The organism is Nocardioides ginsengisoli (assembly GCF_039537225.1).
Lineage (GTDB): Bacteria > Actinomycetota > Actinomycetes > Propionibacteriales > Nocardioidaceae > Nocardioides > Nocardioides ginsengisoli.
Map to the genome: position 1 here is coordinate 1 of NZ_BAABAC010000024.1, position 26,901 is coordinate 26,901.

General features: G+C 72.5%; 28 protein-coding genes and 1 riboswitch. Of the genes, 15 read left to right on the forward strand and 13 right to left on the reverse strand.

Annotated elements, in window-relative coordinates; all coding sequences use genetic code 11:
- A partial coding sequence (locus tag AB4880_RS13205) for an HNH endonuclease (protein ID WP_367919677.1) occupies positions 1-248 on the forward strand: 248 nt, incomplete at its 5' end.
- A 163-nt stretch (positions 249-411) separates the two neighbouring features.
- Here AB4880_RS13205 and AB4880_RS13210 read toward each other — a convergent pair.
- Genes AB4880_RS13210 through AB4880_RS13220 form a run of 3 tightly spaced genes read right to left on the reverse strand, consistent with a single transcriptional unit; the run spans position 412 to position 2,794 of the window.
- Complete coding sequence (locus AB4880_RS13210) at positions 412-939, reverse strand: flavin reductase (protein WP_367919678.1); 528 nt, start codon at positions 937-939, stop codon at positions 412-414.
- Positions 936-2,078: a MacS family sensor histidine kinase gene (macS, locus tag AB4880_RS13215; RefSeq protein WP_367919986.1), complete on the reverse strand. Its 1,143-nt coding sequence runs from the start codon at positions 2,076-2,078 to the stop codon at positions 936-938. Before macS ends, AB4880_RS13210 begins: the two co-directional genes overlap by 4 nt.
- The gene (locus tag AB4880_RS13220; protein ID WP_367919679.1) at positions 2,075-2,794 is read right to left on the reverse strand and encodes a lysophospholipid acyltransferase family protein; all 720 of its coding nucleotides are present in this window, start codon (positions 2,792-2,794) and stop codon (positions 2,075-2,077) included. The genes macS and AB4880_RS13220 overlap by 4 nt, the downstream gene beginning before the upstream one ends.
- A 131-nt stretch (positions 2,795-2,925) precedes the next feature.
- On the opposite strand from AB4880_RS13220, the gene AB4880_RS13225 reads away from it, so the two are divergent.
- Both AB4880_RS13225 and AB4880_RS13230 read left to right on the forward strand, forming a co-directional pair.
- Positions 2,926-3,699 carry an alpha/beta hydrolase gene (locus AB4880_RS13225; protein ID WP_367919680.1) on the forward strand — a complete coding sequence of 258 codons (774 nt, stop codon included), beginning with the start codon at positions 2,926-2,928 and terminating at the stop codon, positions 3,697-3,699.
- 9 nt (positions 3,700-3,708) lie between these two features.
- Entirely contained in the window at positions 3,709-4,218 is a 510-nt protein-coding gene (locus AB4880_RS13230) for a hypothetical protein (RefSeq protein WP_367919681.1), read from the forward strand.
- On the opposite strand, the gene AB4880_RS13235 is transcribed toward AB4880_RS13230, so the two are convergent.
- Genes AB4880_RS13235 through AB4880_RS13260 form a run of 6 tightly spaced genes read right to left on the reverse strand, consistent with a single transcriptional unit; the run spans position 4,163 to position 9,345 of the window.
- Positions 4,163-5,410, reverse strand: coding sequence for a glycosyltransferase 87 family protein (locus tag AB4880_RS13235; RefSeq protein ID WP_367919682.1), 1,248 nt, complete (start codon positions 5,408-5,410; stop codon positions 4,163-4,165). The genes AB4880_RS13230 and AB4880_RS13235 overlap by 56 nt on opposite strands.
- Positions 5,407-6,315, reverse strand: coding sequence for an ROK family protein (locus tag AB4880_RS13240; RefSeq protein WP_367919683.1), 909 nt, complete (start codon positions 6,313-6,315; stop codon positions 5,407-5,409). Before AB4880_RS13240 ends, AB4880_RS13235 begins: the two co-directional genes overlap by 4 nt.
- A 2-nt stretch (positions 6,316-6,317) precedes the next feature.
- A complete protein-coding gene (locus AB4880_RS13245; RefSeq protein WP_367919684.1) occupies positions 6,318-7,244 on the reverse strand; it encodes an ROK family glucokinase in 927 nt (308 codons plus the stop codon).
- Between the two features lie 15 nt (positions 7,245-7,259).
- Complete coding sequence (locus AB4880_RS13250; RefSeq protein WP_367919685.1) at positions 7,260-7,655, reverse strand: hypothetical protein; 396 nt, start codon at positions 7,653-7,655, stop codon at positions 7,260-7,262.
- Positions 7,652-8,863: an ArsA family ATPase gene (locus AB4880_RS13255; protein WP_367919686.1), complete on the reverse strand. Its 1,212-nt coding sequence runs from the start codon at positions 8,861-8,863 to the stop codon at positions 7,652-7,654. The genes AB4880_RS13250 and AB4880_RS13255 overlap by 4 nt, the downstream gene beginning before the upstream one ends.
- 23 nt (positions 8,864-8,886) lie before the next feature.
- Positions 8,887-9,345, reverse strand: a complete 459-nt coding sequence (locus tag AB4880_RS13260; protein ID WP_367919687.1) for an SRPBCC family protein — start codon at positions 9,343-9,345, stop codon at positions 8,887-8,889.
- 122 nt (positions 9,346-9,467) lie between these two features.
- Between AB4880_RS13260 and AB4880_RS13265 the strand changes: the two genes are divergently transcribed.
- From AB4880_RS13265 to AB4880_RS13310, 10 genes are all read left to right on the forward strand, one after another.
- Positions 9,468-11,255, forward strand: a complete 1,788-nt coding sequence (locus tag AB4880_RS13265) for an AMP-dependent synthetase/ligase (protein ID WP_367919688.1) — start codon at positions 9,468-9,470, stop codon at positions 11,253-11,255.
- 283 nt (positions 11,256-11,538) lie between these two features.
- Positions 11,539-12,267 carry a CpaB family protein gene (locus AB4880_RS13270; RefSeq protein ID WP_367919689.1) on the forward strand — a complete coding sequence of 243 codons (729 nt, stop codon included), beginning with the start codon at positions 11,539-11,541 and terminating at the stop codon, positions 12,265-12,267.
- A 9-nt stretch (positions 12,268-12,276) separates the two neighbouring features.
- Positions 12,277-13,464, forward strand: a complete 1,188-nt coding sequence (locus AB4880_RS13275; protein ID WP_367919690.1) for a CpaE/TadZ family protein — start codon at positions 12,277-12,279, stop codon at positions 13,462-13,464.
- A gap of 5 nt (positions 13,465-13,469) precedes the next feature.
- The gene (locus AB4880_RS13280) at positions 13,470-15,011 is read left to right on the forward strand and encodes a TadA family conjugal transfer-associated ATPase (protein ID WP_367919691.1); all 1,542 of its coding nucleotides are present in this window, start codon (positions 13,470-13,472) and stop codon (positions 15,009-15,011) included.
- Positions 15,011-16,939, forward strand: coding sequence for a type II secretion system F family protein (locus tag AB4880_RS13285; RefSeq protein WP_367919692.1), 1,929 nt, complete (start codon positions 15,011-15,013; stop codon positions 16,937-16,939). The genes AB4880_RS13280 and AB4880_RS13285 overlap by 1 nt, the downstream gene beginning before the upstream one ends.
- The gene (locus tag AB4880_RS13290; protein ID WP_367919693.1) at positions 16,939-17,859 is read left to right on the forward strand and encodes a type II secretion system F family protein; all 921 of its coding nucleotides are present in this window, start codon (positions 16,939-16,941) and stop codon (positions 17,857-17,859) included. The genes AB4880_RS13285 and AB4880_RS13290 overlap by 1 nt, the downstream gene beginning before the upstream one ends.
- A gap of 34 nt (positions 17,860-17,893) precedes the next feature.
- The gene (locus tag AB4880_RS13295; protein WP_367919694.1) at positions 17,894-19,480 is read left to right on the forward strand and encodes a sensor histidine kinase; all 1,587 of its coding nucleotides are present in this window, start codon (positions 17,894-17,896) and stop codon (positions 19,478-19,480) included.
- Positions 19,477-20,127: a response regulator gene (locus AB4880_RS13300; RefSeq protein WP_367919695.1), complete on the forward strand. Its 651-nt coding sequence runs from the start codon at positions 19,477-19,479 to the stop codon at positions 20,125-20,127. The genes AB4880_RS13295 and AB4880_RS13300 overlap by 4 nt, the downstream gene beginning before the upstream one ends.
- 141 nt (positions 20,128-20,268) lie before the next feature.
- On the forward strand, positions 20,269-20,454 hold the full coding sequence (locus AB4880_RS13305) for a Flp family type IVb pilin (protein WP_367919696.1): 186 nt from the start codon (positions 20,269-20,271) through the stop codon (positions 20,452-20,454).
- 98 nt (positions 20,455-20,552) lie between these two features.
- On the forward strand, positions 20,553-20,732 hold the full coding sequence (locus tag AB4880_RS13310; RefSeq protein ID WP_367919987.1) for a Flp family type IVb pilin: 180 nt from the start codon (positions 20,553-20,555) through the stop codon (positions 20,730-20,732).
- Here AB4880_RS13310 and AB4880_RS13315 read toward each other — a convergent pair.
- The 4 genes from AB4880_RS13315 to AB4880_RS13330 all read right to left on the reverse strand — a co-directional run bounded on the left by AB4880_RS13315 (position 20,722) and on the right by AB4880_RS13330 (position 24,783).
- Entirely contained in the window at positions 20,722-21,984 is a 1,263-nt protein-coding gene (locus AB4880_RS13315) for a M48 family metallopeptidase (RefSeq protein ID WP_367919697.1), read from the reverse strand. The two genes, AB4880_RS13310 and AB4880_RS13315, sit on opposite strands and share 11 nt — an antisense overlap.
- Before the next feature lie 4 nt (positions 21,985-21,988).
- Positions 21,989-23,191: a hypothetical protein gene (locus AB4880_RS13320; protein WP_367919698.1), complete on the reverse strand. Its 1,203-nt coding sequence runs from the start codon at positions 23,189-23,191 to the stop codon at positions 21,989-21,991.
- 25 nt (positions 23,192-23,216) lie between these two features.
- Positions 23,217-24,140: a C40 family peptidase gene (locus AB4880_RS13325; protein ID WP_367919699.1), complete on the reverse strand. Its 924-nt coding sequence runs from the start codon at positions 24,138-24,140 to the stop codon at positions 23,217-23,219.
- Between the two features lie 84 nt (positions 24,141-24,224).
- Positions 24,225-24,413: riboswitch (cyclic di-AMP (ydaO/yuaA leader) on the reverse strand.
- Positions 24,414-24,576: 163 nt separating this feature from the next.
- On the reverse strand, positions 24,577-24,783 hold the full coding sequence (locus AB4880_RS13330) for a hypothetical protein (protein WP_367919700.1): 207 nt from the start codon (positions 24,781-24,783) through the stop codon (positions 24,577-24,579).
- A gap of 121 nt (positions 24,784-24,904) precedes the next feature.
- Here AB4880_RS13330 and AB4880_RS13335 point away from each other — a divergent pair, with 121 nt between their 5' ends.
- The gene (locus AB4880_RS13335) at positions 24,905-26,626 is read left to right on the forward strand and encodes a DEDD exonuclease domain-containing protein (protein ID WP_367919701.1); all 1,722 of its coding nucleotides are present in this window, start codon (positions 24,905-24,907) and stop codon (positions 26,624-26,626) included.
- A complete protein-coding gene (locus AB4880_RS13340; RefSeq protein ID WP_367919702.1) occupies positions 26,623-26,901 on the forward strand; it encodes an Lrp/AsnC family transcriptional regulator in 279 nt (92 codons plus the stop codon). Before AB4880_RS13335 ends, AB4880_RS13340 begins: the two co-directional genes overlap by 4 nt.

The following is a 26,901-nucleotide window of genomic DNA, read 5'->3' on the forward strand; positions in this document are numbered from 1 at the left end:
GCCGCTTCCCCCACTGCGGCCGCAAAGCCCGCTCGTGCGACCTTGATCATGTGCGACCCCACGGCCAGGGCGGACCCACCTGCCCCTGCAACCTGGTCCCGCTCTGCCGGCGCCACCACCGAGCCAAGACCCACAGCCACTGGCACTACGAGGTCACGAAGCCCGGCACCTATCAGTGGACCAGCCCCAACGGCTTCACCTGGCAGGTCGACCACCGCGGCACCCACCCCCACCCACTCCGAACATGAGTCGATAACAAGCGCATCAACTCACCCACCGCGGGACAGGGATGTACCGGCAACAACGGCCGGCCGACAGCGAGCCGCAACCACCAACCTCAACCACCGCGGCGCGCCACCACGCCATCGATAAGAAGAACCCCGCACCGCGCCCACCGCAACGGCCACACATTCACCCTCGCAAGAACCGCCCGCGGCGATGCAGCAGCGCGTCCCCGTCTGCCTCACCGACGACGACGTCCTCGAGCGCGACGGTGACCTCGACCGACCACCCGACCTCCCGCTCCGAGACGAGCCGCACGAACGCATAGGTCGCGGCGGAGGTGAGGCGCGGGCCGTGCGCGGTGGGGGTGAAGGGTGCTTGGCGGAAGGGGCCGCCGGGGGCGGGCGCCGTACCGGCGAAGGCCTCGGCGAGCTGGCGGTCCGGCCAGGTGAGCAGCTGGACGACGGCGCGGCCGGTGTCGCGCAGGACGTCGAGGAGGTCGGAGTCCGGGTCGAGGAGCGCCAGGACGACCGGCTCGGGGCCGAGCGCGACCATCAGCGAGGTGACCGTCAGCCCCGCCTGCTCGGCGCCACCCGCGCCCTCCGAGCCACCCGAGCCCGCGGTCCAGAGCGTGACCGCGCCGCCGACCCGGCCGCGGAAGCGGCGGGCGGGATCGGGGTCCGCGTCGGCGAACGGGTGGGTGCTGTGGATGGTCACGGGATCGGGGTCTCCTCACGGGGGACGACGAAGGTCCACTCGGTGCCGTAGTGGCCGGTGTCGAGGGTGGCGGTGCCGCCGATGTCGCGGATCCGGCCGCGGATCGACTCGGAGACGCCGAGCCGGCCCTCGGCGACGGCGGCCTCGAGGCGTCCCTCGGGGATGCCGGGGCCGTCGTCGCGGACGGAGACCTCGACCATGTCGCCGAGGTCGACGAGCAGCACCCACGCGGACGCGCCCGGGGCGTGGCGCGCGACATTGTCGAGGCACGCCTGGACGACGGCGGTCAGCTCGGCCGCCGCATGCGCCGGCAGCGCCACCGCGCCCGCGGGCAGCGCGACCTCGACGCCCGGCCGCGTGCCGAGCGCGCCCAGCAGCGCCGCCACATCGGCGGGGGCGTCCGGCGCAGCTGCGGTGACCGCCTGCTGCGCGCGGATCAGTGTCCGCAGCGCCTGCTCCTGCTCGCCCGCCAGCCGACCGAGCTCGGCCGCCTCTCCCCCGAGCTCACCCCCGCGCCGCTGCACGAGCGCGAGCACCTGCAGCACCCCGTCGTGGACGACGCGTGCGAGCCGTGCCCGCTCGGCCGCGGCCGCGGCCTCGCGCTGGGCGTGGTCGCGCTCGGCGGCCATCGCCTTGAGCGACTCGCAGACGAAGCCGACCATGGAGCCGCCGAGGAGCAGCAGGAAGACATTGCCCCAGTCCTTCTGGGCGACGTGGGCGCGGCTGAGCAGGTCGACGGCGCCGAGGACGACGGCGGCGACGCTCCCGCCGAGCCAGCCGTAGCGGGCGGCCCAGGCGAGGAGGGCGCCGACGATCCAGTAGCCGGGGATGGTGGCCTGGAACCACTCGCCCTTGACGACGGGGGTGGCGAGGAGGAGCCCGACGGCGAGCGCCAGGTCCGCCAGCAGGACGGCGGGCACCCGGCGCTCGGGGGCCGCGTAGACGACAATCGCGGCGAAGGTCGCGACGACCATGATCGCGACGCAGGCCCAGCCGAGGGCCGGGTGCTCGAAGTTGTTGCGGTAGGCGTTGATCGCCACCGTGTAGCCGAGGACGACGACGCGCAGCACCGCGAGGGCCCGGAACATCCGGTCCTCGACGGCCAGCGCGGCGCGCCGCGCGAGCGCGCCTTCGGTCAGGACGCCAGCTTCCGCTGCTCGCCGTCGCCGTGGTCGGACTTGCGCGACTCGGACTTGGCGCGGGTGGCGTACATGTCGACGTACTCCTGCTGGGAGAGCCGCATGATCTCGTACATGATCTCGTCGGTGATCGAGCGCAGGATGAAGCGGTCGTTCTCCATGCCGGCGTAGCGGGAGAAGTCCATCGGCTTGCCGAAGCGCACGTGCGGGCGGGTCCAGCGGCCGAACTTCTTGCCGGGCGGGGCGACGATGTCGGTGCCGACGACGGCGACCGGGATCACCGGGACGCCGGTCTCGAGGGCGAGCCGGGCGATGCCGGTCTTGCCGCGGTAGAGACGGCCGTCGTGGGAGCGGGTGCCCTCGGGGTAGATGCCGAAGAGCTCACCCTCGGCGAGCACCTTCTTCGCCGACAGCAGCGCTCCGGCCGCGGCATTGGCGCCGGAGCGGTCGATCGGGATGTTGCCGGTGCCGCTGAAGAAGTTCTTCTGCAGCCAGCCCTTGATGCCGGGCGAGGTGAAGTACTCCGCCTTGGCCACGAAGCTGACCTTGCGCGGGACGACGAGCGGCATGAACAGCCAGTCGGCGTAGGACAGGTGGTTGCTCGCGAGGATCGCGGGCCCCTCCGCCGGGACGTTCTCGACGCCGTCGGCGTGCGGGCGGAAGATGACCTTCAGCAACGGCCCGAGCGCGATGAACTTGAGGAACCAGTAGAACAACCGACCGACCCTTTCGCCGCCCTGCGCGCCCGCCCGAGCAGGCACCAACAGATGAAGAGTAGTGCGTCCGGCAACATCCGCCGACACCGTGGCGTCCCCTGATCGTCTCCTCGGTGCGGCACAATCGCGCCATGCCGTCGAGCCCTGCCGACCTGACCGCCGCGCTGACCGTCGCGGCCCGCCCCGAGCTGACCGGCGGACGCCGGGTCGGCGTCCTGCTCAGCCACGGCTTCACCGGGTCGCCGGCGTCGATGCGTCCGTGGGGTGAGCACCTCGCCGGCCTCGGGTACGGCGTGGCGATCCCACTGCTGCCGGGCCACGGCACCCGCTGGCAGGATCTCAACGCCAAGGGCTGGGCCGACTGGTACGCCGAGATCGTCCGCACCTTCGACGCTCTGCGCGCCGAGCACGACGCTGTCGTCGTCGGCGGGCTGTCGATGGGCGGGGCGCTCGCGCTGCGGCTCGCGGCCGACCGCGACGCCGACGTCTCCGGCGTGATGGTGGTCAACCCGGCGGTCGCGACCCAGCGTCTCGACGTCAAGCTGCTGCCGGTCCTCAAGCACCTGGTCGGCTCGTTCCCCGCGATCGCCGGCGACATCAAGAAGCCGGGCATCGACGAGAACGGCTACGACCGCACCCCGCTCAAGGCCGCGCACTCGATGATGCAGGCGTGGCCCGGCCTGGTGGGCGACCTGCCGCGGATCACCAAGCCGCTGCTCTACCTGCGCTCCGACATCGACCACGTGGTCGACGCGAAGTCGGAGCCGCTCATCCTCGGGGGCGTCTCGTCGACCGACGTCACCCGGGTGGCGCTGCCCGAGAGCTACCACGTCGCGACGCTCGACAACGACGCCCCGCTGATCTACGCGGAGTCGGCGGCTTTCGTCGCCAGGGTGACGGCGTAACCTGAATCCGTGCAGCGGGACGACCCCCACCCCGACGAGGACGCCGCCTGGCGCGACATCGTCGACAACTACGGCGACCGGGCCGAGCTCGAGCCGGAGGACGAGCTCCCCGAGCGCACCGTCGCCGCGCCCGAGCAGCCGACCGGTCTCGCCGACGTCTTCCGCGTCGCGGATGCCGACCACGCCGATCACGCCGATCACGCCGATCACGACGACCGCGACGGTGACGCCGACGAGGACGCCGACGAGGACGACGACGAGGACGACGACCCGACCGGCCCGTCGTCGTACCGTCCCGAGCCCGAGGCGATCCCGATCCCCTCGTTCGACCGCCTGCTCGCGTGGATCGGCGTCTTCGGCTCCCCCGCGCTGCTGCTGGTCTTCCTGGTGCTCGGGCTGAGCATGCCGGGCTGGCTGGGCTGGCTGCTGGTGGGCGGCTTCGTCGGCGGCTTCGTCTACCTCGTCATGCGGATGCCCGGGTCGCCACGGGATCCGTGGGACGACGGCGCACGGCTCTGAGCGAGCGCACCGTCGCGGCGAACGCGGTGACGCAGAGTCCGACGAGCAGCAGGTTCCGGACGACGAGCACCACGATCATCACGTCGCTGCGCGCGGAGTGCGCCAGCAAGTAGCTGTAGCCGAGCGGGAAGATCAGGTGTGTCAGCGCCGCCACGACCAGCAGGACGGCCGTCCAGCGGGCCAGCCCTCGCCGGTCGCGCTCCCCGACGAGCGCCAGGCCCGCGCAGGCGACCGGCAGCACCCACAGCAGGTACTGCGGGCTGAGCACCTTGCCGCTGACGATGAACGCGCTCACGGCGGCGAGCGTCAGCCAGACCACGACGGTGACCCCGTCGTCGGCGTCGCGCAGCCGCCGCCACGCCCACGCCCACAGACCGATCAGGCCGACGAGCAGCAGTCCGGACGCCACGCCGGAGGCCAGGAGCAGGACGTCGGTGCCGGGGCCGTGGATCTCCCAGGCTTTGGACGACGGGTAGAACACCCGGTAGTCGTCGGGCGAGAAGGCCCAGCGGATCATCGCGGGCGTCGCCGAGATCGACTCGATCTGCAGCCCGCGATCCTCCTGGTAGCGCAGCGGTGACAGCAGCCGGTCCCAGCCACCGACGGCGACGCTGACGCCGATCAGCACGATCCCGGCGACGGCGCCGGACAGGATCACCCGGGCGCGACCGGCGGCGGGCGCGGCAAGGCCGGGCAGGACGAGCCCCGGGCTGTACTTCACGCCGGTGGCGAGCACGCCGAGCACGCCCGCCCTCCGCGGAGCGCCGGCCAGGCCGAGCAGCGCGGCGGCGACGAGGACGCCCGGCAGCAGGTCGAAGCGGGCGTAGGAGATGACGCCGAGCGCCGGCGTGGCCGCGAGCCAGGCCCAGACGGGCGTGGAGCGGCCGGTCCGCAGCAGCATCGCGAGGAACCAGGCGTCGAGGGCGAGCGCGAGGGTGACGATCGAGCCGACGTACAGGCCGCCGAGGCCGAGCACGTGCAGCAGCCCGTACGGCGCCGCGAGGACGAGTAGGGCCGGCACGGGGTACTCCGGCATGGTGCCGGCCAGCCCGTGCTCGCCGAGCCCGGCCAGGCTCTCGGCGTAGTAGTGAACGTCGAGGATCGCGCCGTGCTCCGCGCCCCGCAAGAGCAGCACGACGATCAGCCGGGTGACGCCCCACAGCACCCAGGCACGGGTCCGGTCAGCGGTCACGGGCGACCGTCGCGAGCCAGCAGCGCGGCGCCGATCGCCCCGGCCTCGGGGCCGAGCTCGGCGGGGACCAGCGCGGGCACCGCACGGTACGCCGTCCCCTGCAGCGACGCGGTGAGCGCGCGGCGGGCGGGGGCGAGCAGCAGGTCGCCGACGGCCGAGACGCCCCCGCCGACGACGACCCGCTCGGGGTCGAAGGCGGAGACGAGTCCAGCGACGCCGACGCCGAGCCAGGTGCCGATCGAGCCGAAGGCGTGGAGCGCGACCTCGTCGCCGGCGCGGGCGAGCGCGGTGACCTCGGGGCCGTCGAGGTGGCGGCCGAGCGCGACCCGGGTGACCCGCTCGAGCGCGCGGCCGCTGCAGTACTGCTCCCAGCAGCCGTGCAGCCCGCACTCGCAGGCCAGGCCACCGGGGACGACCTGCATGTGCCCGAACTCCCCCGCCAGGCCGTGCGCGCCGCGCACCACCCGCCCGTCGAGGAGGATCGCGCCGCCGATGCCGGTGCCGATGGTGATGAGCAGCGCCGAGCGGACGCCGCGGGCCGCGCCGGCGACCAGCTCGGCGTGGGCGGCGCAGTTGGCGTCGTTGTCGAGGACGACGGGGAGCCCGGTCCGCTCGGTCAGCGCCTTGCGCACCGGCGCGTCGCGCCAGGGCAGGTGGGCGCCGAAGAGGAAGCGCTCGCCGTCGGCGTCGACCAGTCCGGCCGCGGAGATGCCGAGCGCGGCGGGCAGGCGGTCGCCGTAGACGTCGCGGGCGGCGGCCTCGATGACCGCCTCGACCTCCTCGATCGGGGCGGTGCGACCGGGCATCGGCCGGGTCGCGACCTCCTCGACCTCCGCGGTCGCGGAGACGCGGACCGCCAGGACCTTGGTGCCGCCGACGTCGACGCCGACCCAGCTGTCGCCCACCGCTACTCCCGCGCGAGGTCGGCGGCGCCGATCATGCCGGCCCGGTTGCCCAGCAGCGCGGGCACGATCTCGGCGCGGGGCCGGTAGCCGCGACCGGTCAGCTCGCGGTCGAAGGCCTCGCGGATCGGGTCGAGCAGCAGGTCGCCCGCCTCGACCACGCCGCCGCCGATGACCACGAGTCCCGGGTCGAGGACGGCGACGAGCGAGGCGATGCCGTGGCCGAGCCAGCGGCCGATCTCGGCCAGCTGCTCGATCGCGAAGGCGTCGCCGTCGAAGGCGGCCCGGGTGATCAGCGGTCCGGTGATCGCCGCGGGGTCGCCGCCGGCGCGCGCCAGCAGCTCGGGCGACGGGTTCCGGCGGGCGTTGCGCACCAGCGCGGTGCCGCTGCCGTAGGACTCCAGGCAGCCGAGGTTGCCGCAGCCGCAGGGCAGGCCCTGCGGGACCACGCACAGATGGCCGACCTCCGCGGCGACGCCGTAGGCGCCGCGGAGCAGGCGGCCCCCGGAGACCACGCCGCCGCCGACGCCTGTGCCGACGGTGATCATCAGCTGGTCGTCGACCTCGCGGCCCGCGCCGTGACGGAACTCGCCCCACGCGGCCGCGTTGGCGTCGTTCTCGACGACGACCCGCAGCCCGGTCAGCCGGGCCAGCTCGTCGCCGAGCGGCTCGTTGCGCCAGGCGATATTGGGGGCGAAGAGGACCGTCGAGCGGTCGGCGGCGACATAGCCCGCCGCCCCCACCCCGACGGCCCCGAAGGAGTGGTCGCCCGCGAGCCGGGTGACCAGAGACGCGACAGCCGTCTCGACCGCCTGCGCGTCCGTGGCGGGCGACTCGACCCGCGCCTCGGCGAGCACCTCACCCGTGGCGTCGACGACGGCGCCGGCGATCTTGGTGCCGCCGATGTCGATCCCGCAGGTCAGCGTGCTCATGGCGTCGGCGGCTCCTCAGTCGTCGGGGTTGTCGTCGAGATCGATGTGCTGCACCTCCGGCCCGCGCGGCGAGCCGCCCTCGGACGGCGTCGGCGTGGTCTCGAGCAGCCCCGCCGCGGCCTGGAGCAGCGACGACGCGGCCACCATCAAGTGTGCCTTGACCTCGGGCGAGGTCTGCCGGACGGCGTGCACGACTCGGCACACCGGGCAGTACCTGCACTCCGCCGCGTCGGTGGCGAGGTGCTCGTTGACCTCGTGCGCCATCGCGGCGGCCTGTCCGGCGAGGTTGCCGAGACCGCCGGCGGCGTCGCCGGTGTGCTGCCGGGCCAGGTCGGCGAAGGCGCCGAAGAGCTTCATCGCCTCCTCGCCGACACTGCCGATGTCGTCGGGCCGGTCCTTGTCGTCGGTCATCGGGCCTCCTTCCCCGGCGTCCCCGTGGTGACGGGATCGGGCTCGCTGAAGCGCACGCGCAGCTCCCCTTCCACGACGCTCGCACCGGCGACCCGCAGGCGGGCCAGTCCGGGCGGCAGCGTCATCAGCCGTCGGTAGGAGCCGACGGTCATCACCAGCTCGTCGCCGTTGCGGGCCAGGTCGACCTGAGCCCGGGTCACGAACGGCAGCGCGAGATGCGCCACCGCGCCGGCGCCCTCGGCGCCACGGGTCACGCGGAACGGCCCCTCGCCCGCAGGTACGGCGAGCGGGTCGGCGCCGTCGTACAGCGTGCGCGCGAGGGTGGCCAGCGCGTCGACGCCGACCGGCTCGGCCGACTGGTACTCCGAGGTCCACACCGGCAGCCCGGCGAACGACTGGGCGACCTCGCCGAGCACGCCGGCCTGCGCGGCGACCCAGCCCGCGCGCCAGGCGTCGCCGTCGCCGTCGGGGAAGACCCGGTTGGCGACGACTCCGTCGACGCGATAGCCGAACAGGCACAGGCTGGTGTAGGCGCGGCGGGCCTCGGCGAGCACGACCTGCTCGGGGGTGAGCACCAGCCGGACGCTGGCCTCAGGGCCCGACAGCAGCGCGTGGACGTCGTCGAGCTCGCCGTGCAGGCGGGTGATGGCGTCGAAGACGGCGTCGCCGGGCATCGGCACGCCCGCGGCCCGGTTGAGCACGGGGCGCAACGCCTTGACCAGCCGGCGCTGGATCGGGAGCAGCCGCTCGAGGTACCAGCCGAGCGCCTCGGGCAGCGCGAGCAGCCGCAGCGTCTCGGCGGTGGGCGCGCAGTCGACGACGATGACGTCCCAGCGGCCGGAGCGGGCGTGCTGGCGCAACTCGAGGAGCGCGAGCACCTCCTCGGCGCCGGGGATGACGGTCATCTCCTCCGCGGCGACCGGGTCCATGCCGACCGCGTCGAGGACGGAGAGCAGGTAGCGCTGGATGTCGGCCCAGGACTGCTCGAAGCGGCGCTGGGCGTCGACCTGCTGGAGGAAGAGGTGGGGCGCGACCTCGGTGGGGTCGGGCCCGGTGGGCTCGGCGCCGTAGGCGTCGGCCAGGGAGTGCGCGGCGTCGGTGGAGATGACGAGGGTGCGCAGGCCCTGCGCGGCGGCGAGGGCCGCCGTACCGGCCGCGACGGTGGACTTGCCGACACCGCCCTTGCCGGTGAAGAGAACGATCCGCACGAGACCTGCCTGCCGCGGCGCCGTCAGGCGCCGGACTCGACGCGCTTCTTCAGGCCCTTGAGCGCGGTGTCGATGAGGATCTTCTCGCCCTTGCGCTTGAGCATGCCGATCAGCGGGATCGAGACGTCGAGCGCCAGCCGGTAGGTCACCTCGGTCGCGCCGGAGCCGGTCTCGCGCAGCACGTAGGCGCCGTCGAGGGCCTTGAGCATCTTGCCCTCGGCGAGGGTCCAGGTGACCTGGCGGTCGCCGTCCCAGACATAGGCGAGGGTGTACTCGTCCTTGATCGGCGACACGTCGAGCGCGAAGAAGACCTCGCGGGCGCGCCCGCCCTGGGCCGGGTCGGCGGCGTCGTACGTCGAGCGCACGTCGGCGACCGTGACGCCCTTGGCCCACTGGGGGTAGGCCGCGAAGTCGGCGATGACGGCCATCACATCCGCGGCGGGTGCGTCGACGACGATCGACGAGGACGTCTGTTCGGCCATGGCGGGAAGGCTACCGGACCCCCTCGGGTCGCGGTGGGGGCTCCGGCGTGCCGCGCGTCACGGCGGGCCGCGGAGTAGGCTGCGTTGGCTTTGTTACCGGCGCGTCAAGATCAGGAGCAGCGGTGCGCGAGTACTCCACCCCGCAGACCATCGAGATCCCGACCACGGGCAGTCTCACCGACGATGTGGTCCGCAACGCGGCCGAGGCGCCCGCCGCGGTGCAGTTCAGCCGCGCCACCGCCGACGGCGGCTGGTCCGACGTGACGTGCGCGGAGTTCCTCGCCGAGGTCGCGGCGCTCGCGAAGGGCCTGATGGCCGCCGGCATCGAGGCGGGCGACCGGGTCGCGATCATCTCGCGCACCCGCTACGAGTGGACCCTGCTCGACTACGCGATCTGGTTCGCCGGCGCGGCTACCGTGCCGATCTACGAGTCCTCCTCGGAGGAGCAGATCGCCTGGATCCTGTCCGACTCCGCCGCCCGCGCCGTCGTCTGCGAGGACGCCGGCCACCGGGCCAAGGTCGACGCGATCCGCGGAGCGACGGCGCTCGAGCACGTCTGGACGATCACCGACGACGCGGTCGCCACGGTCACCGCGCTGGGCGCGGTGGTGTCGGACGCCGACCTCGAGGCCCGTCGTACGGCGGTCGGGCCGGCCGATCTCGCGACGCTCATCTATACGTCGGGCACGACCGGGCGCCCCAAGGGCTGCATGCTCACCCACGACAACTTCCAGACCGAGCTGGGCGTCGCGGTCGCCGAGCTGGAGCGGCTGTTCGACGCCGAGGGCGCCTCGACGCTGCTCTTCCTGCCGCTGGCGCACGTCTTCGCGCGGATCATCCAGGTCGGCTGCGTGAAGTCCCGCACCCGACTGGGCCACAGCGCCGACATCAAGAACCTGCTCCCCCAGCTGGCGACCTTCCGGCCGACCTTCATCCTCGCCGTGCCGCGCGTCTTCGAGAAGGTGTTCAACACCGCCTCGCAGAAGGCGACCGCCGACGGCAAGGGCAAGATCTTCGACCGCGCGGCCGAGGCGGCCATCGCCTACTCGCGCGCCCTCGACGCGGGCCGGGTGCCGCTGCGGGTCCGCGCCCAGCACACCCTCTTCTCCCGACTGGTCTACGGCAAGCTGCGCAGCGCGCTCGGCGGCAACTGCGCCTACGCCGTGTCTGGCGGCGCGCCGCTCGGCGACCGGCTCGGCCACTTCTACCGCGGCGTCGGCGTCACCGTGCTCGAGGGCTACGGTCTGACCGAGACCACCGCGGCGCTGACGGTCAACCTGCCCGACGCCCAGAAGGTCGGCACCGTGGGGCGCCCGATCCAGGGCACCGCCGTACGGATCGCCGACGACGGCGAGCTGCTGTTCCGCGGCGGCCAGGTCTTCACCGGCTACTGGAACAACCCCGACGCCACGGCCGAGGCGCTCGACGCCGACGGCTGGTTCCACACCGGCGACGTCGGCGAGGTCGACGACGAGGGCTTCGTGCGGATCACCGGGCGCAAGAAGGAGATCCTGGTGACCGCGGGCGGCAAGAACGTCGCGCCCGCCGTCCTCGAGGACCGGGTCCGCGCGGCCGCGCTGGTCAGCCAGTGCCTCGTCGTCGGCGACGGCCAGCCGTTCATCGGCGCGCTCGTCACCATCGACGAGGAGGCCTTCCCCGCCTGGGCCGAGCAGCACGGCAAGACCGGCAAGATCGCCGACCTGGTCGACGACGACGACCTGCGCGCCGAGATCCAGACGGCGATCGACGAGGCCAACAAGGCGGTCTCGAAGGCCGAGTCGATCCGGAAGTTCACGATCCTGCCGGCCGACTGGACCGAGGAGGCCGGCCAGGTCACCCCGAGCCTCAAGCTCAAGCGCAATGTCGTCATGCGCGAGTGCCGCGACGAGATCGCCGCGCTCTACGGCTGATCGCCGCCCGCCCACCGCTCCACCCGGCGTACCCCAGGAGTCCCGCAGGGACATAGTCCGGACGAACCAGGGCTTAGGTCCCGATCGGGCAGCAATGCCGGGGAATCACGGATTTTTCACCCTTATGGGCGATGCGTTCGCTAGCGTCGGGAACACGTTGCAGCCGGGGAGGGTCTGCACACCTGGATGAACTTTGCCTCAGCGAAGCGTCGGCGCCGCGCCTGGGAGGGAGCAGCGGCCGGCACATGGGGAGCGGGAGGGCTCTGAAGTGGATCGTCGAAGGTTGTTGCTGGTCGTCGCGGCGGTCATCGCCGCGCTCGGGGTCGGCCTGGTGTTCGTGTTCGCGCGCGGCGCGGAGACACGGGCCGCCGAGAAGTACCAGACCACCGATGTCGTGACCGTCGCGGCCGGCAAGACCGTGCTGCCGGGCGAGAGCATCAAGTCCGCGCTCGACACGGGCAAGCTCGTGCAGACCGCGGTCCCGAAGGGCCAGGTCCTCGAGAACTCGTTGACCGAGAGCGACCTGAAGGACATCGACGACAAGGTCGCGCTCACGACGCTGTACTCCGGGGAGCAGCTCCTCTCCACGAAGTTCGGCGGCGTCGGCGACCCGGTCGAGGTGGCCTCGCTGCCGCTGCCCAAGGGCATGATCGCCAAGCCCGAGCAGTTCGACCTGCCGGTCGGCTCGTTCATCGAGCCGGGCTCGCAGCTCGCCGTCTTCCTCACCGTCGACGCGAACACGCCCACCTGCGTGCTCATCGACCGGGTGACCGTGCTCTCCAAGGGCGCGCAGACCGGAGCGGTCTCGACCGACCAGACCACCAGCACCGACGGCGGCGACGCCTCGGCGACGGCCGCGCCCGCCCTGCACCTGGCGGTGACCCAGCAGCAGTTCCAGTGGCTCCAGGACGGTCGCGAGCGGGGCAAGCTCTCCGTGGCGCTCATCAACTCCGAGAGCCAGGTCGAGCTCGCGAAGACCGGTCCCTGCGCGGCCATCCGCGACGGACGGTGAGGTGACGACATGCCCGTTCTCGTCGAACAGGACCAGGCACTCGTCGACAGCCTGCTGAGGGCGATGCCCACCGGCTCCCACGCGGTCGCCTCGACCGAGCGGGCGCTGGCGTGGCTCGACCAGCACGCCGACGAGTACGTCGTGGCCCTCGGCCCGACCGTCGACCTCGGCCCGGCGCTCGCCACCGCCGAGGAGCTCCGCATCAAGCGCCCGACCGTCAGCGTCGTCCTGGTCCGCGACCAGTTCGACACCGACGTGCTCACCCAGGCGATGCACGCCGGCGTCCGCGACGTCGTCGTCGCCGGTGGCGACGAGAAGGCGCTCACCAGCGCCGTCGAGCGCGCCCACCAGCTGTTCCAGGCGCTGCGCGGCCCCGGCGGCGCACGCCAGCTCGGCCGCGTGGTCACCGTCTTCTCCCCCAAGGGCGGCGTCGGCAAGACCACCTCGTCGGTCAACCTGGCGCTCGCGCTCACCGACCGCGGCGCTCGCAAGGTCTGCCTGGTCGACCTCGACCTCGCGTTCGGCGACGTCGCGATCACCATGCAGCTCTTCCCGACGCACTCGATCGAGCAGGCGGTGGGCTCCGAGGACTCCATCGACCTGGCGATGCTCGAGGGCCTGCTCACCCGGCACCAGGACTCGCTCACGGTGCTCGCCGCGCCGGCCCACCCCGACGTCCGCGAGCGGGTCACGCCGCTGCTGATCTCGCGGATCCTGCGGGCACTGCGCGAGGGCTTCGACTACATCGTGGTCGACACCTCGCCGTCCTTCGACGACGCGACGCTGACCGCGCTCGACGAGACCGACGAGTGCGTCATCGTCGCCACGCTCGACGTGCCGACGCTGAAGAACGTCAAGGTCGCCCTGGAGACCATGGACATGCTGTCCATCGCCCGCGGCCACCGGCACCTGCTGCTCAACCGGGCCGACGACCAGGTGGGCATCAGCGTCGAGAAGGTCGAGAGCATCCTCGGGATGCCGGTCAGCGCGCAGGTCGCGACGGCGGTCGACATCGCGGCCGCCACCAACTCCGGCACGCCGATCGTCTCGCACAAGCCGAGCCACCCGGCGAGCCAGGCGTACGCGCACCTCGCGTCGTCGGTGACCGGCGAGCCGGTCGCCGTACCGACCTCCGCTCCGGCGATCCAGGCCGAGCAGCCCCGCTCGCGCGGGCTGTTCCGCCGCGGAAGGGGCTGAGCGCCATGTCGAGCCTGTCCGACCGCCTCGCCGCGGCCCGCCGCGAGGCCGCCTCGGCCGGCCGGCACGCCGCCGTACCGGGTGCGGACGCCGAGCTCCTCGCCGACATCGTCGAGGTCGCCACCGCACCAGCCGCCGCCCCGGCCCCCGCTCCCGTCGAGTACGGCGAGCCGGCCGAGCCGATCGAGGTCCGCACGCCCGGTCCGCTCTCGTCGCGCGCCGCCGCCGCGGCCGGCGACAGCCGCCCCGGACGACGCCTCGCCGGCAACGACTCCGACCGCCTCGAGGACCTCAAGGCCAGCGTGCACAGCGAGCTGATCAAGCAGCTCGGCCCGCGGCTCTACGACGCCGAGATGGACCAGGCCGAGCTCGACCAGACGGTTCGCACGGTGCTCTCCGACGTCCTCGGCGCCCAGGACCGGCCGCTCAGCGCGGCCGACCGCGCCCGGGTGACCCAGGAGATCACCGACGACATCCTCGGCTACGGCCCGATCGACCCCTACCTGCGCGACCCCGAGGTCTCGGAGGTCATGGTCAACGGCCACGACGACGTCTGGCTCGAGCGCGACGGCCGGCTGATCAAGGCCGAGGCGCACTTCGCCGACGAGGCCCACCTGCGCCGCACGATCGACAAGATCGTGTCGCGCATCGGCCGCCGCGTCGACGAGTCGTCGCCGATGGTCGACGCCCGACTCCCCGACGGCAGCCGCGTCAACGCCATCGTCCCGCCGCTGGCGATCGACGGCTCCGCGCTGACCATCCGGAAGTTCTCCACCGACCCGCTGACCGTGCAGGACCTGATCAACTTCGGGTCGCTCACGCCGCAGACCGCCGACTTCCTGGACGCCTGCGTCCGGGGCCGGCTCAACGTGATCGTGTCCGGCGGAACCGGCGCCGGGAAGACGACGACGCTCAACGTGCTGTCGTCCTTCATCCCGACCGACGAGCGGATCGTCACCATCGAGGACGCCGCCGAGCTCCAGCTCAAGCAGGACCACGTGGTCCGGCTCGAGTCGCGCCCGGCGAACATCGAGGGCAAGGGCGCAGTCACGATCCGCGACCTGGTGCGCAACAGCCTGCGCATGCGGCCCGACCGCATCGTCGTCGGCGAGGTCCGCGACGCGTCGGCGCTCGACATGCTGCAGGCGATGAACACCGGCCACGACGGCTCGATCTGCACCCTGCACTCCAACGGCCCCCGCGACACCCTCTCCCGCATGGAGACGATGGTGCTGATGGCCGGCATGGACCTGCCGATCCGCGCGATCCGCGAGCAGGTGGCCTCCGCGGTCGACCTGATCGTGCACCAGACGCGGTTCAAGGACGGCTCGCGCCGGATCACCCACATCACCGAGGTGGAGCGGATGGAGGGCGACATCATCACCCTCCAGGACATCTTCATCTTCGACAACTCCGCCGGCTTCGACGAGAACGGCCGGATCCTCGGCCGGCTCCGCTCGACCGGGCTGCGGCCGAAGTTCCTGGAGAAGCTCGCCTACGCCAACGTGGCCGTCGACCCGACGATCTTCCGGACGGAACGCATCTGATGTCCGGGCGTCGGGCGCTCGTCCGCTTCTCGGCGCTGCTCGTGGCCCTCCTCGCCGTCGTCCTGGCCCCGATGGGCGAGGCGTTCGCCGAGGACGGCGCGATCGCGCACGTGGAGTCGACGGGCGACGGGATCCGGATCCTGGTCGACGTACCGCCGGGATCGCAGGTCGACCTCGGCGGCGTGCAGGCCACGCTGGACGGCGCCAAGCTCGACGCGACCGCGACGAGCACGAGCGCCGGCTCGGCGGTCAAGCGCACCACGATGCTGGTCATCGACACCAGCAACTCGATGCGCCAGGGCGGCCGGTTCGACGCGGCCAAGGCGGCCGCGACGACCTACCTGAGCTCGGTGCCGGCGGACGTCGAGGTCGGCGTCGTCACCTTCGACAGCACCGTCAACGTCGCGCTCGAGCCGACGACCGACCGCGCCGCCGCGCAGACGGTGATCGACGGCCTCGCGCTGCACCGCGACACCCTCCTGTACGACGGCGTGGTCGCCGCCACGCAGGCCGCCGGCGACGACGGCCAGCGAACCCTGCTGCTGCTCTCCGACGGCGCCGACTTCGGCAGCAAGGCGACCCTCGCGGCCGCCGCCCAGGCGGTCAGCGACACCGACACCCGCGTGCACATCGTGGGACTCGACCTCGGCGAGAAGCAGCTCGCGCCGCTGCGCACCCTGGCCACCGCCGGCAAGGGCGAGGTCATCACGGCCAGCGGCCCCGCGTTGGCGCAGGCGTTCGCCGCCGAGGCGGAGGCGCTGGCCGACCAGGTCCTGGTCACCGCTCCCCTGCCCGCCGGCTTCGACGCCGAGCTGGCCAATGTCGAGGTGACCCTCCCGACCGCCACCGAGCCCGTCGTGGCCCGCGCGCTCGCGCCCATCCAGGCCGCCAGCACGCCCGGCACCGCCGCCCCGCTGCCGACGCTGCCCACCGACCAGGGCTGGTCGGCGCCGTCCTGGCTGCTGTGGGTCGGGCTCGCCGTCCTCGCCGTGGGTCTGGTCACCGTGGCCGTGCTGCTCGTGCCCGCGAAGCCGGCGCCGATGAGCATCGCGGACCGCGTGACGGCGTACAGCACCCGGGTGACGGGCCTCGAGGCGCAGCAGCAGGTCAAGCCCCAGGCCGACCCCGTGCTCGACCAGGCGAAGGCCGCCGCAGCCAGCGTCCTGGAGCGCAACAGCGCCCTCAACGAGCGGATGACCGGCCGCCTGGCCGCCGCCGGCAGCGAGTTCAAGCCGTCGGAGTGGCTGCTCGTCCACATCGGCTCGGTCGTCGCCGGCGCCGTCGTCGGCCTGCTGCTCGGCAAGGGCAGCATCCTGCTCGGCCTGCTGTTCATGGTGATCGGCTTCGCGATCCCGCCGGTCTACCTCAGGTTCAAGGCCGGGCGCCGCCGGCGTGCCTTCGACGCCGCGCTCCCCGAGGTCCTCCAGCTGCTCGCCGGCGCGCTCAGCGCGGGCCTGTCGCTGGCTCAGGCGGTCGACACCGTCGTCCGTGAGGGACCGGAGCCGATCGCGTCGGAGTTCAAGCGGGTGCTCGTCGAGGCGCGCATCGGCGTACCGATCGAGGACGCCTTCGAGGGCGTCGCCGACCGCTTCCAGAGCAAGGACTTCGGCTGGGCCGTGATGGCCATCCGGATCCAGCGCCAGGTCGGCGGCAACCTCGCCGAGCTGCTCACCACGGTGGCGGGCACCATGCGCGAGCGGCAGTACCTGCGCCGGCACGTGCGGGCGCTGTCGGCCGAAGGCCGGCTCTCGGCGGTGATCCTCTGCATCCTGCCGCCCGGCTTCCTGGTGTTCTTCCTGCTCACCAACCCGACCTTCCTCGACCCCCTCATCCACGACCCGCGCGGCTGGGTGATCTCCGGCTTCGGGGTGTTGTGGATGGCCATCGGGGTATTCGTGATGTCTCGCATGGTCAAGGTGGAGGCGTGATGCTGCTTCTCGTCGCATTCCTGCTGCTGCTCGGCGCCATCGCCGCCGTCGCCGCGGCCTACGCCAAGGAGCAGCCGACCGGCCTCGCACGCGCCCTCGAGGCGCTGGAGCGCTCCGGCCCCTCCGGTCACCAGTTGGCCGAGGAGGCGGACCGCTCGTTCACCGACCGGGTGCTGGCCCCGCTGCAGGCCCGCGCACTCACCGTCGGGCGCCGGATCACGGGCGCCGACAAGGCCGAGCGGATCCGGCGCCGGCTCGACCTGGCCGGCAACCCGCACGGCTGGACCGTCGACTGGGTGCTGTCGATGAAGGTGCTGAGCGCCGTCGTCCTGCCGCTCATCGTCATCATCTACGGCTTCCTGCTCGCCGGCTCGATCCCGATCCTGCTCGTCGTCGCCATCGGCGCGATGGTCCTCGGCTTCTTCGTGCCCGACCTCTACCTCTACAACAAGGCCAGCCACCGCGCCGACCAGATCAAGCGCAGCCTGGCCGACGCCGTCGACCTGCTGACCATCAGTGTCGAGGCCGGGCTCGGCTTCGACGCCGCGCTGCAGCAGGTCGCCCGCAACACCACCGGTCCGGTCGCCGAGGAGTTCTCCCGCGTGCTGCGCGAGATGCAGCTGGGCAAGAGCCGCTCGGAGGCGCTGCGCTCGATGGGCGAGCGCAGCAATGTCGACGACCTCAACACCTTCGTCGGCTCGATGGTGCAGGCCGACGCCTTCGGCATCCCGATCGCCCAGGTGCTGCGTGTGCAGTCCGGTGAGATCCGGGTCAAGCGGCGTCAGTACGCCGAGGAGAAGGCCCAGCAGGTGCCGGTCAAGATCATGATCCCGCTGATCCTGTTCATCCTCCCCTGCCTGTTCATCGTGATCATCGGCCCCGCCGCCATCGGCGCGTACGACGCCTTCACGAGCAAGTGACCCCATCGGAAGCCGAGATCACTAGGCTGGTGTGATGCCGAGCAGCCAGACCTTCGCCGTGGTAGGCGCAGCGCGGCTCTTCGCGCTGCTCGCCATCGGCGTGCCGCTGCTCTGGCTGCACCAGGAGGAGGGGCTGCTCTCGCTCGCCGCGGTGAGCGCGGTCTGGGTCTACCAGGCAGTGACCTCGACCCGACGCGACCTCGAGCTCTCGCTCAGCCCGGCCACCGAGGCCGCCGCGATCGGCGTGATCTGCGCGCTCGGCCTGGGCGACGCGCCGGTCGTGCTGGCGGCGCTCGTCGTGCCGCCGCTCTACGCCACGGCGATCGCGGGCATCCGGACCATGGTCCGCACCGTCCTGATCGAGGTCATCGCCGCCGTCGCCCTCGGCCTGATGTGGTGGCAGAAGATCACCTCCGAGCAGGCGGTGTCCATCTTCACCTGGGCGATGGCCGGCCTCGGCCTCAGCCTGATCGCGGCGGTCACGTTCTCCTCCGACCGGATCCCCGACCCGCTCGCGCCGTACCGGGACGCCCAGGAGCACCTCAAGCAGCTGCTCGAGCTGGCCGGCAGCCTCAGCTCCGGCCTCGACGTCGGTGTGCTGGGCGGCGAGCTGCTCAGCCAGGTCAGCGACGGGATCCCCAACCGCGGGCTGGTGCTCTACGTCCCGCGCGGCGACACGCTGACACCGGTCGCGTCGACCAAGGAGCTCGACCCCGCCGACGCGCTGGCCAGCGAGACGCTCGCGGGCGACGTCCGGATGCAGTTCGGCGCCGACGCCCGTCCGGTCGAGATCGGGAAGGGCTTCGCCTTCCGGGTCAGCGAGCACGCCATCGTGGCCGGGCTCCGGCCGGCCGAGGCCGACGAGTCCCACCCGCTGCCGCTCGCCACCATGGCGAATCACGTGGCCGACACCGCCGTCAAGCTCGACGCCGCACTGCTCTTCGCGCAGTTCCGCGACGCCGCCACCGCCGACGAGCGCAACCGACTGGCCCGCGAGATGCATGACGGGGTGGCCCAGGACATCGCCTCGCTCGGTTACATCATCGACGCGCTCGCGGCCCGCCCCGCCGACGAGGCGCAGGCCAAGGCGCTCGGCATGCTGCGCGACCGGGTCACGAAGGTCGTCGCCGAGGTCCGCCAGTCGGTGATGAACCTGCGCACCAGCATCGGCGAGAACGAGAGCCTGGGCGCCGCGATCAGCAATGTCGCGCGGCACCTGTCGGAGTCGTCGGGCATCCCGATCCGGGTCCGGCTCGACGAGCAGCCCACCCGCCTACGGCCGGAGGTCGAGGCGGAGCTGTTCCGCATCGCCCAGGAGGCGATGAACAACGCGGTCAAGCACGCCCGCGCGCGCTCGATCGACGTCCGCTGCCAGGTCTATGCGCCGGAGGCGATCATCACCGTCACCGACGACGGCGTCGGGCTGCAGACGGCACGTACGGACTCGCATGGCCTCAAGATCATGCGCGAACGTGCCAGACTGATCGGTGCGGAGCTCGTGGTTCGCGACAACGCCAGTCGTGGTCTCACGGTCTCGGTGGCTTTGAAGACACCCCGGAGTACGACAAGCGGCGCTGGCACCACCGCCGCTGGCTCCCCGACACTCACGGAGAAGCGATGAGCGACACCATCACCGTCCTGCTGATCGACGACCACGAGCTCATCCGCGACGGCCTGGGCGCCGTCCTGGACCTGGAGCCGGACCTCCGCGTCGTCGCCACCGCCGGCTCCGTGCAGGAGGGCATCCACCGCGCCCGCGAGATGAAGCCGGACGTGGTGATCACCGACCTGCAGATGCAGGACGGCACCGGCCTCGACGTGGTCCGCACCCTGCGCAAGGACAGCGACGAGATCGGCCTGATCGTCCTCACCATGCACTCCGGCGACGAGCAGATCTTCGCCGCCATGCAGGCCGGCGCGTCCGGCTTCGTCGGCAAGGACGCCCCGTCGACCGAGGTGATCAAGGCCGCCCGGCACGCCGCCGTCTCCCCCAGGGCCTTCGTCTGCGCCGGTCTGGTGGGCGCCATGATGCGCCGTCAGTCGGCCGAGTCGACGGCGCTCACCGAGCGCGAGCACGACGTCCTGCTGCTGCTCGCCGAGGGCCTCAACGCGGCCGCGATCGGCGCCAAGCTGTACCTCTCGGAGTCGACCACCAAGTCGCACATCGCGCGGATCTACCAGAAGCTCGGGGCCGCCAACCGCGCCCAGGCGCTGGTCACCGCGATGCGGATCGGCCTGCTCTCCACGGTGCAGCCGTCCGCTCGGTAGAAAGCAACGATGGTCTAGTCCCAAGTGACTAGCAGCGACAAGACGAACTCCCGATCCCTCTGAACGCGCAATCCGGCAGAGTTCTGGCTATCGGGGAAGTACTCCCCGGGGACACAGAACCAGTGCAGAGGGAGAACCCCCGTGATCCAGTACCTGAACATCCTGCTCAACGCTCGCTTCGGCAAGGACGACGAGCGCGGTGCGACGGCAGTCGAGTACGGCCTGCTCGTCGCCCTGATCGCGATCATCATCATCGGTGCGGTCACCTTCCTCGGTGGCAACCTGAGCGACCTGTTCAACAAGGTCGGCTCCTCGGTCAAGGGCTGACCTTCAGCTACTGACGACCAAGGGCCGGGCCGAGCGATCGGCGCGGCCCTTGTCGCTGTACCGGAAGCCCTGACCAGACGACGATGGAGACGGTGGAGATGCAGCGCACCAAGCACCCGGACGGCGCCCGACAGCGCGGTGCCAGCGCCGTCGAGTACGCCCTGATGGTGACCCTGATCGCGGCCATGCTGGTCGGAGCGGTCACGCTCTTCGGCGGCGGCGTCGGCGGGCTCTTCGGTGAGTCTCAGAGCAGCTTCAACGGCGCGGTCAACCCTTAGCCAGATACCGGTTCGCCAACCCGATCCGCTGCAGGACCGTGGGATGCGAGCCGAACCAGAACTGTGACCAAGCCGGCGGTGTGGGATCGGCGTGCGAGCGCAGAGCCAGCCGGCGCTGAAGGTCGACGAACGCCTGTGGAGCGTTCGTCACCTCCAGCGCCGTCTGGTCTGCGCGGGTCTCGATCTTGCGGCTGATGGCGTTCTGCACCGGGGCCGCGACCAGCGTGCCGATCGCCACCAGGGCGAGCACGCGGGGCACCAACCCCACCCCGACGCCGTACGGCGAGCGGCCGGCCTCCTGCTCACCCTGCTCGCGGCGGGCCGGCAGGAGCAGCCCGAGCAGCCCCACACCGAAGAGCGCGCCGGCCGCGCCCAGCGCGGTGCCGGTGAGGACGTCGTCGTACTTGGCGTGCGCGAGCTCGTGCGCGACCACCGACAACGTCTCGTCGCGCGGGGTGCTCTCGAGCAGGGTGTCGTAGAGGACGACGCGGCGGGTGTCGCCGAAGCCGGAGACGTAGGCGTTGAGCGTGGTGGTGCGGCGCGAGGCGTCGGCGACGAGGACGTCGTCGACGTGGACGCCCTCCTTGTTCGCGAGCGCCAGCACCTCGCTGCGCAGCGGTCCGTCGCGCAGCGTCGTGAAGTGGTTGAAGACCGGCTCGACGACGAGCGGGTAGGCGAACGAGCCCAGCACGACCAGGCCCGCGGCCGCGAGGCCGGCGACGGCGGGCCACAGCCGCGGCAGCCAGCGCATGCAGGCGACGAGCGCGATGATCGCGATCGAGGTGGACACGATCGCCACCAGGTCGGTCTTGACGATGTCGATCGCCCAGCCGCCCCACGTGCCGGCGGCGAGTCCCTGGCTGAGGCTGAGCCGGCGCAGGGCGTAGCCGAAGGGCACCGTCACGACACTGCCGAGCACGGTCAGCGCCGCCACGATCACGATCACGCGCAGCCACCACCAGCCGCGCAGTCGCGCCACGAGCGCCCGTCCGGTGCGGCCGAAGCCCAGCCAGCAGGCGACGAGCAGCGACACGGCGAGCGAGGACCAGCTCCACACCCGCGCCCACAGCGCGAAGTGCTCGCCGCGGGCGATCTCGGCGGGCGTGAAGACGGACGACGCGGTCACCGGAGGGGGCGTGCCGCCGGGGACCGGATGCCACGGGACCTGGGTCACCGCCAGGAGGAGGAAGGCGGCCGCGCCGATCAACGTGGTGCCGAGCGCCACCCGGCGTACCGCCGCTCCGTTCTCCACGGACCTAGTGTGGCGCACCCGCCAACGCGGTGAGGCGGGCACGCCAGGCTGCCGTCAGCTCGGCCTCGGTCCAGCCGAGCTCCGTGCGCAGGGTCGACGCCAGGTCGGCGCCGCCGAGGACGGCGCGGTAGAGCCGCACCAGCGCCTGCTCTCCCCCGTGCTCGGCCAGCGTGACGCAGACCTGCCAGGCCGCCTCGTAGACGGCGCCGAGGTGGCTCGCGGTCGGGTCGAAGTCGGTGGGGCCGGGCAGGGCCTTCGGTGCACCGCTCCTGCGGACCTGGGCGATGATCTGGCCCGCGGTCCGGCTGGTCGGCAGCGCGACGTCGCGCAGCGCGACGTAGTCGGCGAAGCCCTCGACCAGCCACAGGGGTGCGTTCTGCGCCAGCGGGGCGCCGGTGAGGGCGTGCACCGCCTCGTGGGTCATCACGACCTGGGCGGCGACCTTGTCGAGGCCGTCGTAGACGGTGCGGTTGAGGAAGACGTGTACCGGGCTGCCCGGCGCCTTCGAGCCGTCGACCGGCGCGGTGACCGCGGCGATCGCGGCGTAGGAGCCGTTGGGCGCGTTCAGGGCGCGGTGCAGGAGGTCGGTGCTGTCGGGGACCTCGACCATCAGCCGGGTCCGCCCGCCCACCACCGCCCGCGCGCCCGCGACCGCGCGCCGCGCCGCCGGCAGGTAGCGGTCGGCCACCTCGGAGTCGTCGCCCGACACCGCGACCAGCGCGTCGCCCGCCCGCCGTACGACGAGCGGCCCGGCCAGCCACAGCGGCAGCCGGCCGTTGCCGGCGCCGATCGCGGCGATCCGGTCGCCGCCGTCGGCGAAGGAGATCGGGAGCTCGACGCGCGACGACGCGGCGTCGAAGCCGTCGACGCGCCAGGTGACCGTGACGTCGCCGTCCCAGCCGTGCGCGCCGTCGGTGCGGCCGGTCTCGGTCAGGTAGGTGAAGCCGATGTCGCTCAGGCCCAGCGCGTGGGCGTTGCGGGCGACCGCCTCGAGCAGCGCGGTGCCCTGCGCGTCGGCGCCGAGCGCGCCGGCCGCCGCGGCGTCACCGTGCTCGACGGCGTCCTGCAGGGTCACCAGCGTGGCGGCGGCCGCGACCGGATCGGCCGCGTCGCTCACCCGCGCCGGTGGCGGCGCGACGTACTCGCCGCTCGAGCAGCCCCCGGCGACGAGCCCCACGGTCAGCAGGAGCGCCGCCAGGTTGCGCATGGATCAGCCCGGGATCAGCCCGGGATCAGCCCGGGCGGACGGCTCCGGCGAAGGGCATCTCGTCGACGCTGGAGACCTTGACGCCGGCGCCGGGGTTGGCGGCGTGGACGATGAGGCCGTTGCCGAGGTAGATGCCGACGTGGCTGATCGGGCTGTAGTAGAAGACCAGGTCGCCCGGCTGCATCTCTGACTTGGAGACGTGGCGGCCGCTGCTGTACTGCGCCCGCGAGGAGTGCGGCAGGCTCACGCCGGCCTGCGCGTAGGCCATCATCGTCAGGCCCGAGCAGTCGAAGGCGTTGGGGCCGGCCGCGCCCCAGACGTAGGCGTCGCCGACCTGGGCGAGCGCGTACTTGATGGCGATCGCGGCGCGACCGCTCGCCGAGATCGACGAGGAGTCGATCGGGCGGTCGGAGCCGCGAGACAGGATCGCCTCGCGCTCCTTGGCCTCGAGCTTGGAGAGCAGCTCCTTGGCCTGCGCGAGCTTGTCGTCGGCCGACTTCTTCTGCGTGGCGAGGGTCTTCTGCAGCGCGGCGATGTCGTCGCGGCGCTTCTGGGTCTGGTCCTTGCGGATCGTGTAGGCCTCGAGCTCGGTGCCGTAGTCGGCGAGGAGCGAGTCCTGCAGCTCCCCGACGGTGGAGCTGGTGGAGAGGTCGTCGAGGAAGCCCTGCGAGTCGGAGGCCAGCAGCTGGCCGGCCGGGCCGAGACCGCCGGTCTGGTAGCGCTGGATGATCGAGGCGCGCACGTCGGAGCGGACGCCGGCGAGGGCGTCGCCCTGGCGGGACTGGTCGGCCTCGAGCGACTTGAGGTCGCCGTTGAGCTCGGTGAGCTCGAGGCGCGCGTCGTTGTAGCGCTCCGCGGCCTGCTCGGACTCGTGGAAGAGCCGGTCGACGCGGGCGCGGACCGTCTCGATGTCGGGCTGGGCCTGCGCGGAGTTGCCGGCGGTGCTCACGGAGAGCGCGATGGATCCGGTGACTGCTAGCGCGGCGAGCGCAGCGGTGGTACGTGTCCGGCCGTTCAGCACGTGCTGGCGGTCCCCTCTGGTGTCGTACGCCTACCGGGTGAGCTGACGGGTTCGGGCACGACTCGCCCTACCCGCACTCCTCGCCCCCACCCTCGTCCGGATCGGACGGAGGTCGGCGCGCCTCGTACGGGACTCACCCCAGAGTGGTTGGTTCCCCGGCTCCGGACCCCCGAGTGGATCCGAACTCAGCGCGGTGTCCGCGCGGGTCGGTCGACCCACTTCCTCGGACACCTGAACGAGCAGGGTAGTCGGGCCACGCGGCCAGTCCAAACCCCGCCCCGCGTGTTGGCGGCGATTGCGCTGTCACACAGATCACACCAGCCTCCTGGGCCTCACCCGCCCCTCTGCTCCCACGGACGGGCCCTCACGCCGACTCCACCTGCGGGCCGTCGACCGGCTGCACCAGGCGCAGCGGGGGCACCAGGCCACCGTCGGCCAGGACGTCGAGCGCGCGCAGCTCGTCGTCGTCGATCATCAGCTCGGGCGGCGGGCCGAGCAGCACGGTGACCACGCAGTCGTGGCAGGCGAGGCCGCGCACCACGCAGGTGTCGCAATCGATCCTTGTCGTCATGCCCACGACGGTGGCAGCAGGGTCCGACACAAACCCCCGACGCGACCCCGACCCGACCCGACACGGCCCCGGACGGCCGGGTTGCGGGGTTCTGTCGGACCCTCGGCCTACCGTCGAGGACATGACCACCGCCCCTCCTGCACCCGGCCACCGGTGGGAGCAGCAGCGCGGCTTCGACGAGCTCGGGCGCCCGCTGCACGACGTCACCTTCTGCGTGGTCGACCTCGAGACCACCGGCGGCTCCCCCGGCGACGGCGACCAGATCACCGAGATCGGCGCGGTCAAGGTGCGCGGCGGCGAGGTCCTCGGCGAGTTCCAGACGCTGGTCAACCCGCACACCTCGATCCCGGCGTTCATCGCGGTGCTCACCGGCATCACCAACGGCATGGTGGCCGACGCGCCGTCCATCCGCTCCGCGCTGCCGGCCTTCCTCGAGTTCGCGGCGGGCTCGGTGATCGTGGCCCACAACGCCCGCTTCGACGTGGGCTTCCTCAAGCACAACGCGCTCCAGCTCGACATCGCCTGGCCCGACTTCGAGATCCTCGACACGGTCAAGCTGGCCCGCCACGTGGTCACCCGCGACGAGTCGCCCAACCACAAGCTGTCGTCGCTGGCCCGCGTCTTCCGGTCCGGCACGACGCCCAACCACCGCGCGCTCGCCGACGCGCGGGCCACGGTCGACGTCCTGCACGGCCTGATGGAGCGCCTCGGCGGGCTGGGCGTCCAGACCCTGGAGGAGCTGCAGGGCTACTCCTCCAAGGTGGCCGGCGCCGCCCGCCGCAAGCGCCATCTGGCCGACCAGCTCCCCCACGCGCCGGGGGTCTACCTGTTCCGCGACGACCGCTCGCGGGTCCTCTACATCGGCACCTCGCGCGACCTGCGGCGCCGGGTGCGCAGCTACTTCACCGCCTCCGAGAAGCGCACCCGCATCGGCGAGATGGTGCAGATCGCCTCCTCGGTCAGCGCGGTCGAGTGCGCCACCCCGCTCGAGGCGTCGGTGCGCGAGCTGCGCCTGATCGCCGAGCACAAGCCGCCCTACAACCGCCGCTCGCGCCACCCCGAGAAGGTCACCTGGCTCAAGCTGACCCGCGAGCCGTGGCCGCGGCTGTCGCTGGTCAAGCGGATCCTCGACGACGACGCCGACTATCTCGGCCCCTTCTCCTCCACGTCGGCGGCCGAGAGCTCGCTGGCCGCCCTGCACGAGGTGTTCCCGATCCGGCAGTGCAACGACCGGCTCGCCCGCCAGCCCCACCGCAGCGCCTGCGTGCTGGCCGAGATGCACCGTTGCCTCTCCCCCTGCGACGGCAGCGTCGACCCGCAGACCTACGCCGCCGTCGTCCGCCAGCTGCGCGACACCCTGCTCCGCCGTCCCGACGACGTGGTCGACCTGGTCCAGGCGCGGATGAGCGCCCTCGCCGCCGAGGAGCGCTTCGAGGAGGCCGCCCACCACCGCGACCGGCTCGCCGACTTCGTCCGCGCCGCCGCCCGCACCCAGCGGCTGACCGCGCTCACCGGCTGCCCCGAGGTGGTCGCCGCCCGCCGCGAGGACGACGGCCGCTGGGCGGTCCACGTCGTCCGCCACGGCCGCCTCGCCGCCGCCGGCGTGATCCCGCCCGGCGCCGACGCCGTGACCTACGTCGAGGGCCTGCGCGCGAGCGCCGAGACCGTCCTGCCCACCATCGGCCCGACACCGGCGGCCTCGGCCGAGGAGTCCGAGCAGATCCTGCGCTGGCTCGAGTCGCCCGGCGTCCGGCTGGTCGAGGTGGTCGGCGAGTGGGCCTGCCCGGTGCAGGGCGCGGGGCGCCACACCGGCACGCCGCTGGTCACTAGAGTTGGCCCATGATCACCGCCATCGTGTTCGTCCAGGCCGAGACCGCTCGGATCCCCGAGGTCGCCGAGGCGATCGCGGCGCTGGAGGGCGTGAGCGAGGTCTACTCGGTGACCGGCCAGATCGACCTGATCGCGCTGGTCCGGGTCAGCTCGCACGACGACATCGCCACCGTGGTGGCCGACCGGCTCAACAAGGTCGAGGGCGTCGTCGACACCGAGACCCACATCGCCTACCGGGCCTACTCGCGCCACGACCTCGAGGCGGCGTTCTCCATCGGGCTCGACTGA